The organism is Corynebacterium sp. KPL2830 (assembly GCF_040225635.1).
Taxonomy (GTDB): Bacteria; Actinomycetota; Actinomycetes; order Mycobacteriales; family Mycobacteriaceae; genus Corynebacterium.
Map to the genome: position 1 here is coordinate 35659 of NZ_JBEHFR010000012.1, position 11027 is coordinate 46685.

8 protein-coding genes are annotated in these 11027 nt (G+C 59.5%); 2 read left to right on the plus strand and 6 right to left on the minus strand.

Features of this window, described 5'->3' with window-relative positions:
* Positions 1 to 155: 155 nt before the first annotated feature.
* Positions 156 to 2057: an N-acetylmuramoyl-L-alanine amidase gene (locus tag ABRP87_RS05710; RefSeq protein ID WP_349868021.1), complete on the plus strand. Its 1902-nt coding sequence runs from the start codon at positions 156 to 158 to the stop codon at positions 2055 to 2057.
* 19 nt (positions 2058 to 2076) lie between these two features.
* On the opposite strand, the gene ABRP87_RS05715 is transcribed toward ABRP87_RS05710, so the two are convergent.
* From ABRP87_RS05715 to serS, 6 genes are all read right to left on the minus strand, one after another.
* Positions 2077 to 2907 (minus strand): HAD family hydrolase, encoded by an 831-nt coding sequence (locus tag ABRP87_RS05715; protein ID WP_349868022.1) that lies wholly within the window; start codon positions 2905 to 2907, stop codon positions 2077 to 2079.
* Between the two features lie 22 nt (positions 2908 to 2929).
* Positions 2930 to 4477 (minus strand): glycerol kinase GlpK, encoded by a 1548-nt coding sequence (gene glpK / locus ABRP87_RS05720; protein ID WP_349868023.1) that lies wholly within the window; start codon positions 4475 to 4477, stop codon positions 2930 to 2932.
* A gap of 29 nt (positions 4478 to 4506) precedes the next feature.
* Positions 4507 to 5244, minus strand: a complete 738-nt coding sequence (locus ABRP87_RS05725) for an MIP/aquaporin family protein (RefSeq protein ID WP_284772108.1) — start codon at positions 5242 to 5244, stop codon at positions 4507 to 4509.
* A 12-nt stretch (positions 5245 to 5256) separates the two neighbouring features.
* Positions 5257 to 6981, minus strand: a complete 1725-nt coding sequence (locus ABRP87_RS05730) for a glycerol-3-phosphate dehydrogenase/oxidase (RefSeq protein WP_239269309.1) — start codon at positions 6979 to 6981, stop codon at positions 5257 to 5259.
* A 301-nt stretch (positions 6982 to 7282) separates the two neighbouring features.
* Positions 7283 to 8914: a lysophospholipid acyltransferase family protein gene (locus ABRP87_RS05735; RefSeq protein ID WP_349868024.1), complete on the minus strand. Its 1632-nt coding sequence runs from the start codon at positions 8912 to 8914 to the stop codon at positions 7283 to 7285.
* Between the two features lie 27 nt (positions 8915 to 8941).
* On the minus strand, positions 8942 to 10198 hold the full coding sequence (gene serS / locus ABRP87_RS05740) for a serine--tRNA ligase (RefSeq protein ID WP_349868025.1): 1257 nt from the start codon (positions 10196 to 10198) through the stop codon (positions 8942 to 8944).
* Positions 10199 to 10263: 65 nt separating this feature from the next.
* Between serS and ABRP87_RS05745 the strand changes: the two genes are divergently transcribed.
* Positions 10264 to 11013, plus strand: a complete 750-nt coding sequence (locus ABRP87_RS05745) for a GntR family transcriptional regulator (protein ID WP_349868026.1) — start codon at positions 10264 to 10266, stop codon at positions 11011 to 11013.
* The last annotated feature ends 14 nt before the right edge of the window (positions 11014 to 11027 follow it).

The following is an 11027-nucleotide window of genomic DNA, read 5'->3' on the forward strand; positions in this document are numbered from 1 at the left end:
TTCCACTTTATTGCACTCCAGAGGGGAACACGGGTCATCGGCGTGTCGCAACAAGATTCACAGTTGTCACACTCGTAGCATCACTATCAACTGTTAACTTTTGGCAACCGTTTTTACAGCTACATCGGCACCTAACTCAACCCAGGGAGAATAGAGTGAAGCAACGACGTCGACTAGTCCCCACGAGGTCAACGTGGACCACACCCGTCATCGCGACGGTTTCCTCCATTGCCCTCGTCATGGCGGCCGCATTCGGCGGCCAACAGGTCCTCAAAACCCAGGACTCTGGGTCCGGCGGCCCCATCGAGGTGAAAAACGCCTCAGAAAGCTTCAGCGACGCCGACTCCGTCGTCGTTGATGATCCCGCCGTAGCAGCGCAAGGCGATGGCGAGGGCCCACGTGCCGTCAAGCACTTCCACCGCGACGAGGCGTTCAACATGTTCGCCGTGACCTGGGAGGGCAAGCGCGACGTGCACTCCTTCGTCCGCTCCAAGCAGGAGGACGGCTCCTGGAGCGAGTGGTTCGATATGGATGCCATGAACTACGGTGATGGCAAGAACGGTACCGAGCTTATTTACGTGGGCGATACCAACGATGTGCAGGTATCCATGGCCAATGTAGACCTAGTAACCGGTTCCAACCTGGATGACGATGCTGAGTTGCCCGATAAAGCAGTCGGCGCTGCGGATGCCAACCGCGCCGCCTCACAGCCTTCTAACGTCGGCGATATCGCCCCTGTAGCTGATGAAAACAACACCGACCGCACCACCGTGTCGGACCTGGATGCCGTCTTTATGGACGGCAATGCCCAAGAAGGCCAAGCCATCGAACCTACTGCTGCCACCGATGGCATGCCCAAGGTAGTGTCCCGCTCTGGGTGGGGCGCCGATGAATCCAAGCGCTGCCAACAGCCCACCTACGATGACGGCATCAAGGCGATGACGCTGCACCACACCGCGGGCTCCAATAACTACACCCCGGCACAGGCTGCCGCACAGGTTCGCGCTGCCTACGAGTACCACGCCCAGAATCTGGGCTGGTGCGATATTGGATACAACGTGCTCGTGGATAAGTTCGGTACCATCTACGAGGGCCGCTACGGCGGGCTGGACAAGGCCGTCCAGGGCGCACACGTTGGTGGCTTCAACTCCCATAACTGGGGTATTTCCATGATTGGCAACTACGAAATTGAGGAGCCATCACAGAAGATGCTGAACTCGGTGGCAGAAATTGCCGGGTGGAAGGCAGCAATTTCCGGCATCGATCCCACGGGCACCGCTACCCTGACCTCTGGCGGCTTTGGCGGCTCCCGCTTTCCAGCCGGTGCGCAGGCAACCGTGCCTGCCTTCAGCGGTCACAATGATTTCCACTACACCCAGTGCCCGGGTCGCTACACCGTGCAGCACTGGGACGAGATCCGCAAGAACACCAAAAAGAAGTACGACGCTGTTAAGGCTGGCGGTAACTCCGCAGCAATGAACTGGGATAAGAAGTCGCCATCGAGTGGCGGCGATCATTCCACCTCGGGAGATACCACCTCTTCCATCGCTGGTGTCGATGTCCCAGTATCGACCATCCAGGCCTTGGCTGGCATCGCCGCCACCGTGTTCGGCGTCTTGGTTGCCAATGACCGCGTAGCGCAGCCGGATGCCGATAAGAAGGTTGCGGGTGAGCTTACCGTCGGCGAGATTCCGAAGATCGTCAACAAGGTTGTGCAGCTTTCTAATAACGAAGGCCTCAAGGAATCCTGGACCTCCGTCCTGAACGCCTTTGGCCCAGTCTTGGGTCTCGCCGTTGGCGGACCTGACACCACCGATTCCGGCAAGATCATGTACCAGCTCTTCAAAAACGGTGTGGTCCTCTCCTCCGAGGACTCTGGGGCAAAGGCCCTGACCGGAGAGATTGCCAAGAAGTGGGCAGAAGGCGATAACGCTTCCAAGCTCGGGCTGCCCACCACAAACGAGGTGAAAGACGGCAAGGAAATCCGCGTCCAGTTCCAAGGCGGCGAGATTGTCTACAACATGGATACCGAAAAGGTAGACATCTACACCGACTAGCCTCCCCGTGGAGCGGGAGTTAGAACCAGCGCTCCAAAACCTTTGCCACGCCCGCCTGGTGGTTGGCCACGGTGACCGCATCAGCGGCCGCCTTCACCGCCGGGAGGGCGTTTTCCATTGCCACGCCACAGCCGGCCCACGTGAGCATCTCAATATCGTTGGGCATATCGCCAAAGGCAATGGTCTCTTCCTGCGCTATCCCATGCTGGTTAGCCAACCACTCCACGCCGCGGCGCTTGGTGACGTTGGGGGCCGCGACCTCGAGCACGCCCTCCTGCATGGAGTAGGTGATATGCGCCAGCTCCGGATCAATATGGGGCGCAATCAAGTCATAGAGTTCTGGCGCGGAATAATCCGTATTCCGGATAAGCAGCTTGACCACTGGCTGCGCCACCAGCTCGCCCACGCTGACGACGCCGAAGCCTTCAAAGAGGGCATTTTCGGAGTAGTGCGGGTCGACGACGAAGAGCTCCTCGGGGGCATCGGCAAGCGAGCCACCCGCCCGCTCTGCACCAAAGCCAACCGTGCCAAGGACGCGCAGCGCTACCGCCACCACCTCTTCTAGCGCGTCTGGATAAAGCTCCCGCGCGGATAGCACGCGGTCTTCCGCGGAATCATAGAGCACCGCCCCATTTGAGGTCACGCATACCGGGCGCACCGTGAGCTGCTCCAGCACCGGCTGTATCCAGCGAAAAGGCCTGCCGGTGGACAAAGCAAAATAAGCACCCTGCTGCACCGCCCGCGCCACTGCGTCGCGGTTACGACGCGGGACGCGATGATTGCGGTCCAGCAGGGTGCCGTCAATATCGCTCGCGATGAGCCGAGGGGCCCGAGTAGGGAAAGTATCCATACCCGCGAGTTTACTTCAGGACTTAGAAGTCCAACTCATCCTCATCGGAGTCTTCCCAGTTCAAGGAACGCTTGATAGCGCGCTTCCATTCACCGTAGAGGTAATCCACCTCTTCTTGTTCCATCTTGGGCTTGAATACGGTGAGGTCACCGCGCTGGGTATCCAAGATGCTGAGGTCTTCCCAGAAGCCATTGTCCAAGCCGGCAGCAACAGCGGCGCCGGTTGCGGTGGTCTCAATGTTCTTCGGGCGGTGTACCTCCACGCCCAGGATGTCAGACTGGAATTGCATGAGCAGCTCGTTGGTGGTCATGCCGCCATCCACGCGCAGCTCGGTGATCTCCACGCCGGAGTCCGCCACCATGGCATCTGCCACGTCGCGGGTCTGGTAGGCGGTTGCTTCGAGGACGGCGCGGGCCAGGTGTCCACGGTTGGCAAAGCGGGTCAGGCCCACGATGACGCCGCGGGCATCAGGACGCCAGTGCGGGGCGAAGAGACCGGAGAACGCCGGAACAATGTAAACGCCACCGTTGTCCTTGGTCTCCCGTGCCAAGTTCTCGATGGCAGAGGAATTAGGGATGAGCTGCAGGTTATCGCGCAGCCACTGCACCAGGGAGCCACCCATGGATACGGAGCCTTCCAGTGCGTACACGGGGCGCTCACCCTCGCGCTGGAAGCAGACGGTGGTCAACAGGCCGTTATCGGAGAACTTCGGGGTGGTACCGGTGTTCAGCAGCAGGAAGAGGCCGGTGCCGTAGGTGTTCTTGGCCGAACCCGCACGGAAGCAGCCTTGGCCGAACATAGCGGACTGCTGGTCCCCCAGGATGGCGCGAATAGGTACGCCGGCGAGGGAACCGCGCTCCCGAACGGTGCGGAAATCACCCAGGGACGGGCGAATCTCCGGCAGCATGGACATCGGAATGCCCATTTCCTTGCACAGCTCTTCGTCCCACTCCAGCTTTTCGATGTCCATGAGGAGCGTACGCGAAGCGTTGGTCACGTCCGTTGCGTGCAGCGCTTCCATGTCGCCGTCGCCCTCGGCACCGCCGGTAAGGTTCCACAGCAGCCAAGAGTCAATGGTGCCGAAGAGCAGGTCGCCCTTTTCGGCGCGCTCGCGGACGCCATCGACATTGTCGAGGATCCACTTCACCTTCGGGCCGGCAGGGTAGGAGTTGATCAGCAGGCCGGTGCGGCGGCGCCACTTATCCGGGCCCTCTTCACCAGCCAGTTCCTTACAGATAGCGGAGGTGCGGGTGTCCTGCCAGACGATGGCGTTGTAGACGGGCTCGCCAGTGTTCTTATCCCACACAACTGTGGTTTCGCGCTGGTTGGTGATACCGACGGAGTCGATATCTTCTACTGTTATATCGCCATTGGCCAAAGCCTCCCCCACGGCGCGGCGAGTGTTGCTCCAGATCTCCTGCGGGTCGTGTTCTACCCAACCCTTTTCTGGGAAGATCTGCTCGTGCTCGAGCTGGCCCACGGAAATCTGATCGCCATCGTGGTTAAAGATGATGCAGCGGGTTGACGTGGTTCCCTGGTCAATAGCTGCGACGTATTTCTTATCACTCATGTGTCTAATTTCTCCTGTATAGGGTTGGATTAAAGCGCAATGGACAGTAGACCAACGGCGACGGCCGAAAGCAGCGGGCCAACAATCGGCACCCAAGCATAGCCCCAATTAGCGCTGCCCTTGTCCTTAATGGGCAGGACGAAGGCGTACATCAAGCGTGGACCCAAGTCACGGACCGGGTTGATGGCGTATCCCGTAGGCGTACCCAGGGACAGGCCAACGGCGACAACAACGAATGCCACACCGAAGTAGCTCAGCGGTCCCAGCTCGCCGCCGGCAGGGCCGAAGGCGATGAACATCAACAATACGGTGGTGGCGATGAACTCAGTTACCGTATTCCATCCATTGTGTGGGTGAGCGGGGGCAGTGAAGAAGATGCCCGCGGTTTCAGAATTGGCACCAGTGACATTGCCCTCTTCGTCGTAGTTATTCGCATCGAAGAGCTGCTTGAATGCGGCCCAGGCCAAGAAGGCACCGAACATAGCACCCAGGATTTGGCCCAGCACGTAGAACGGAACCAAGTTCCATTCGAGCGAACCATTGAGCGCGAGCATGAGCGTTACCGCAGGGTTCAAGTGACCGCCGGTTGGGTCAGCGACGCTGGCGCCGACGAAGACACCCATGCCCCAACCCAAGGCAATAACAATCCAGTCGGAGCCACGGGCGCCCGAAGTGCGGAGGTTTACCAGCGCACACACGCCGTTACCAAGAAGCATCAGCAGCGTGGTGCCGATAAACTCCCACAAAAATGCGTCAGATCCAGCCATTAGCGCCTCCCCTTATCCTTGAGTCTCGGTCGGACGAGCGGAGCCAGCGCGGACCAGAATGTCGTTAGCTTCGCGGTCAGTTACAGCTGCCTCGGCAGCCAGCTCGGCCTCGGTGTGCTTGGTGAAGGTATCCACCTCGAGCTGCTTGTCTTCCTCGCTCCAATCCAGCAGCGGAGCAACGAAGTCCGCAACAGCGGGAGCTGCGTTGACGCCACGGTCACCGAACTCGATGGCAACGCGGAGGCGACGGGTCAAGATATCGTCCAAGTGCAGTGCACCCTCGTGGGTGACGGCGTAGCGCACCTCAGCCCAGAGGTAGGACTCTGCGCCAGGAACGGGCTCGAGCAAGGACTCGTCATCCTGCGCAGGAGCCAGAACCTCGCCCAAAAGCGAACCGTAGCGGCCGAGCAGGTGCTCGATGAAGTCCTCACTCAGGTTGTAGCGGCGGGCCAAGGTAGGAATCTGGTTGGCCAGTGCGTGGTAGCCGGCAGCGCCCAGAATCGGGGTGTGCTCGGTGATGGACTCCGGCACCTTGCCGCCGAGTTCCTTCACGGCTAGGTCAACGGCATCCTTACCGATGACGCGGTAGGTGGTGTACTTACCACCGGCAACGGAAACCATGCCTGGGGCCACGCGAGCCACGGCGTGGTTGCGGGACAGGTTGGTGGTGGAATCGGACTTACCGGACAGCAACGGGCGCAGGCCAGAGTAGACACCGACGATGTCATCGCGGGTGATCTGGCGACGCACGCGCTGGTTGACCTCATTCAGGATGTAGTCAATATCTGCCTTGGTGGGGGCGGGATCCGGAAGGGATAGACCCTTCTCCCAGTCGGTATCGGTGGTACCGATGATCCAGTAATCACCCCATGGAATGACGAAGAGGACGGACTTTTCGGTCACGAAGCACAGGGCTGCTTCTGCATCCAGGGCATCCTTTGGCACGACGATGTGCACACCCTTGGAAGCGTGAACGGTGAACTTGCCTTCCACGCCGGCCAGCTCCTGGATCTTGTCGTTCCAAACACCGGTGGCGTTGATGAAGACCTTACCGCGCACGGTGGCCTCGCGGCCGGTGGCGGTATCGCGGACCTTGGCGCCAACGATGCGGCCACCGCGGTCCTTATCAAAGCCGATGACCTCGGTATTGGTGCGCACATCGGCGCCGTACTCGGCGGCGCTGCGCAACACGGTCATCGTGTGGCGGGCATCGTCCACCAGGGTGTCGTAGTAGCGCACACCACCGACGATGGCGTCTTCCTTCAGGCCAGGGGTGACCTTAAGGGCGCCCTTGCGGGTGAGGTGCTTTTGCATCGGCACGCTCTTTGCACCGCCCATGAGGTCATAAAGGGTAAAGCCGCCGAACATCATGACGCGCTCCCATACGTGGTGGGTGAGCGGGAAGATGAACTTCAGCGGCTTAACTAAGTGGGGAGCCAACGTGGACATGTTGAGCTCGCGCTCCTTTAGGGACTCTGCCACGAGGCGGAAGTCAAACATCGCAAGGTAGCGCAGGCCACCATGGAACATCTTGGAAGAGCGAGAAGAGGTACCAGCGGCGAAGTCGCGGGTCTCCAGCACTGCGGTCTTCAAACCGCGGGTTGCTGCATCCAGTGCCGCGCCGGCACCTACGGAGCCACCACCGATGATGACGACGTCGTAGTCCTCATCCGCGTAGCCGTTCCACACATTTTCAAAATATTCGGGGTTAAAGGATTGGTTGCTTTGCTGGGTCATTAGAGACCGCATCTCCTTCCTTGGTGCTCATGTGTGCTTGCTCCGACAAACGATGAATGAGATGGCGTAAGCACAGCTAAAAGCAAGTTTTGGATGATTCATGATGGCGACTATTGCGCTCTAAAAAGTAGAGCCAATATCTCCTATCTCCTATGCTAGAGGTCACCGGGCAAACATTCACTAGAGGTTTCTCACACGTAACTTCCGGCCCCGTAAGCAGTCAATTTCCACCCTTTGCTTAGCCCCCCCAAAAAGAAAAACACCCCCTCGCGGGGGTGACAACGCCAACGTTTGCACGCGGCTAATCTTTTTGTAGCCGGGCCATCGCTTCCAAAACCTCAGACATACCTGCGCGCTCGGCGGAATACGTCACAGCCTGCGCCTCCTTGACCACCTCGATGGGTGCGGTCTCTAGAGCAACGACCGGGATGTGATTCAAAAATTCTTCATCCCCTGGTTCATTACCAAAGACCAAAGTCTCGCTCGGCTTGGCTTCCAAATCATCTAGGATGCAGTCCACGCCGGCGGCCGCCGTGGCCGAGGTAACCTTCATCGCCTCCTTATCCACGAGCGGCTTTTCGGCCTGCTCATCAAGCTGGATATGCCACACCGCCTGCGGGACATCGAGATCCGCATCGCACGACACCGCGATGAGCACCTCCGCCGCGGGGTAGATGCCTTCTAGCGCGGCCTTCAACCGCGGGGTCAGGGCATCGTCTTCCCAGTTCAGCGTGCTTTGATGCGCCACTACTACGCGCGGGATGTCAGAAAACTGGGCCTTGAGCCGGTGCGGCAGGCGAGAAACGATCAGGCGCGACTGTGTCGCCGCGGCGAGCAATCCTTGCTCTACCACGGATCCTTCCCAGATCTCCTTGCTGCTTGCGGCAATAGAGGCCTGGGCCTGCGCCACGTCGGACTTCAATTGCGCCATGACATCGGCGACCTTATCCTTGCCTTCATCCAAGCCACGGGTCGCCTCTTCCACCACGGCATTGAGATTGGTTTTGACCCACTCCAAGGTATCGGCCGCGATATGCTTCTTTTCCTGGGGCTCGTCGCCAACGTGTTCTTCCTGGCCTTCCTTACCTTTGGCAGAGGCCATGTGGTTGCGCACGAGTTCAACGGTGGAAACGGAAACGCGCTCTTTGAGCCCTACCAAGTCATCGCGCAAACGACGCACCCGGTGCCGCTCCGTTTCTACCTCCGCATCGCGAGCTTCGGCCTCTTCCAGGGTCGGGGCAGAACCGCCCTTGCGCGCGGGAACCCAATATTCGCCGGCGGGCATGGGGCCGAACTCCGCCTCGTAATCCTCCCAAAGTCCCTCTAGGGCCTCCTGCATGCGCCGTCGGATTTCAGCTGTATCGGCTTCTGGGTCCCCAGTGGGGTAATACGGCTCGAGCGCGGAAATAAAGACCGGAGTCTTGGTGCGTCCCAAATTCTTCTTGTGGCCCTTTGTCCACAGGCGCTGCGAACCAAACATCACTTGCGGGACAACCGGTACGCCCGCTTCAAAAGCGATGCGAGATGCGCCGGTTTTCATGCTACGGATTTCAAAGCTGCGGGAAATCGTGCCCTCCGAAAAGACACCGACGAGCTCGCCGGCTTCGGCAAGCTCTACCGCCTTGCGCAAGGACTCTTTGCCATCGATGCGGTCTACCGGCACGTGCCCCATGGCGCGCAGCAGGGCACCCACGCCTGGCGCGCTAAAGATGCTGGCCTTAGCCAGAAAGCGCACCAGCCGTTTCTTACAATAGGCAATGAACGCGCCGAACAGAAAATCCATGTACCCGGTGTGATTGCACACCAGGACGGCACCGCCGTCATCGGGAATATTCTCTTCCCCAGACAGGCGCATCTGCAGGCCTTGGGCCAAGGTGAGGCCGCGCCCAATGTGGGTGATCTGGCGGTACAAGAAATTCGTCGCAGCGTTCATGGTGCTCCTTTAGCTTGATTCCGCAGGCTACTGCGGCGTGAGAACATCCTTGCCCACGAATGGGCGCAAGGCCTCTGGAACAACGACGGAGCCATCGGCTTGTTGGTGGTTTTCCAAAATCGCCACGATCCAACGGGTGGTGGCCAACGTGCCGTTCAAGGTGGCGGCTACCTGCGTCTTTCCGTTCTCATCGCGGTAACGGGTGGACAGACGGCGGGCCTGGAAGGTGGTGCAATTGGAGGTGGAGGTCAGCTCGCGGTAGGTGCCTTGGGTTGGCACCCACGCCTCGTTATCGAATTTGCGGGCCGCCGAAGAGCCCAAGTCACCGCCGGCGATATCGATGGTGCGGTACGGCAATTCCATCGCAGCCAGCATTTCCTTTTCCATATCGAGGAGCTTTTGGTGCATGTCCTCTGCGTCTTCCGGCTTGCAGTAGACAAACATTTCTAGCTTGTCGAATTGGTGCACGCGCAGGATGCCGCGGGTGTCCTTACCGTGGGAACCGGCCTCACGGCGGAAGCAGGAGGACCAGCCGGCGTACTGCAGAGGACCATTGGACAGATCGATGATCTCATCCTTGTGGTAACCAGCCAGGGCAACCTCGGAGGTGCCCACGAGGTAGCGATCATCGACTGGCAGGTAGTAGATCTCATCGGAGTGCTGGCCCAAAAAGCCCGTGCCGGCCATGATCTCTGGGCGCACCAGAACCGGCGGAATCATCAGCTGGAAGCCGGCTTCCCGTGCCTTCTGCGCCGCCAACATCAGCATGCCGAGCTGCAAAAAGGCGCCATCGCCGGTGAGGTAGTAGAAGCGGGCACCGCCGACCTTCGCACCGCGCTTGACGTCAATGAGCCCCAGGGATTCGCCGAGCTCAAGGTGGTCCTTGGGCTCGAAATCGAAGTGCGGGATCTCGCCTACTTCTTCAACGAGGACAAAGTCGTCCTCGCCGCCGGCGGGTGCGCCTTCGACGACGTTATCGATCTTGTACTGCAGCTCTTCCACCGTGGCCTCAGCAGCCGACCGAGCCTCTTCTGCCTCTTTTACCTTGGCTTTCAGCTCATCTGCGCCTTCCAGCAACGCCGAGCGCTCTTCCGGGGAGGCTTGACCAATCTTCTTGCCCAGGGATTTCTGCTGGGAACGCACCTCGTCTGCCTTCTGGATGGCAGAGCGACGCTTCTCATCGGCTGCGAGGAGCTGATCCACGAGAGAGGGGTCTTCCCCACGGGTGACCTGGGAGGCGCGGACAACGTCTGGGTTTTCACGGAGTAGCTTGAGATCAATCACGGAACTGATTCTAGCGCACTGCCATTGCCTTGCCGTGGTAATAACCACCGAATTATTATGGAATCATGTCCTCCCTAGAATTACCGGCCCGCGAAATCAGCGATGGCCCCACCCCCAAGCACGCCCAATTGCACGATATTCTGGAGGATTTATGTAATACCACCCTCAAACCCGGTGATATCCTCCCCGGTGAGAGGCTCCTAGAGGAAACCTATGGCGTCTCCCGCATTACCGTGCGCCGGGCCATCGGGGATCTCGTTGCCGCCGGTAAATTGCGCCGCGTGCGAGGTAAAGGCACCTTCGTTGCCCCCAACCCCTTGGTATCGCGCCTTCACCTGGCCTCTTTTTCCGATGAAATGAGTGCCCAGGACGTGGTGGCTTCCTCCAAGATCCTGAATAGCGGCCGCGCTAACGCACCGGAGGCGGCCACCCACTTCTTTGGCACCCCTGCCACAGAGGAACAGATTCATTTGCGCAGGCTGCGCTTGGGCGATGGCGAGCCTTATTCCATCGATGACGGCTGGTACAACTCCACCTTTGCGCCGAGCCTGCTGGAAAATGACACCTATAACTCTGTGTACTCGATTTTGGATAAGACGTTTGGCGTCCCCATCACGGACGCGGACCAGACCGTCTCCGCCATTGCCGCCAATGAGGAGATCGCGCCGCTTCTCGATGTCCCCGTGGGTTCCCCACTGCTGCACATCGTGCGCTGCTCGCGCTCGGGGGATAAGCCCGTGGAGTGGTGTTCCTCGGTCTACCGCACCGATAGGTACCACCTGAATACCCGGGTTTCCCGGGATACCTCAATCTAGAAAAGACCCTGCTT

Coding starts and splice junctions, on each gene's coding strand:
- ABRP87_RS05730 (WP_239269309.1), bottom strand. CDS start 6,981: ATGACCCAGCAAAGCAACCAATCCTTTAACCCCGAATATTTTGAAAAT.
- glpK (WP_349868023.1), bottom strand. CDS start 4,477: ATGAGTGATAAGAAATACGTCGCAGCTATTGACCAGGGAACCACGTCA.
- ABRP87_RS05715 (WP_349868022.1), bottom strand. CDS start 2,907: ATGGATACTTTCCCTACTCGGGCCCCTCGGCTCATCGCGAGCGATATT.
- ABRP87_RS05745 (WP_349868026.1), top strand. CDS start 10,264: ATGTCCTCCCTAGAATTACCGGCCCGCGAAATCAGCGATGGCCCCACC.
- ABRP87_RS05725 (WP_284772108.1), bottom strand. CDS start 5,244: ATGGCTGGATCTGACGCATTTTTGTGGGAGTTTATCGGCACCACGCTG.
- ABRP87_RS05735 (WP_349868024.1), bottom strand. CDS start 8,914: ATGAACGCTGCGACGAATTTCTTGTACCGCCAGATCACCCACATTGGG.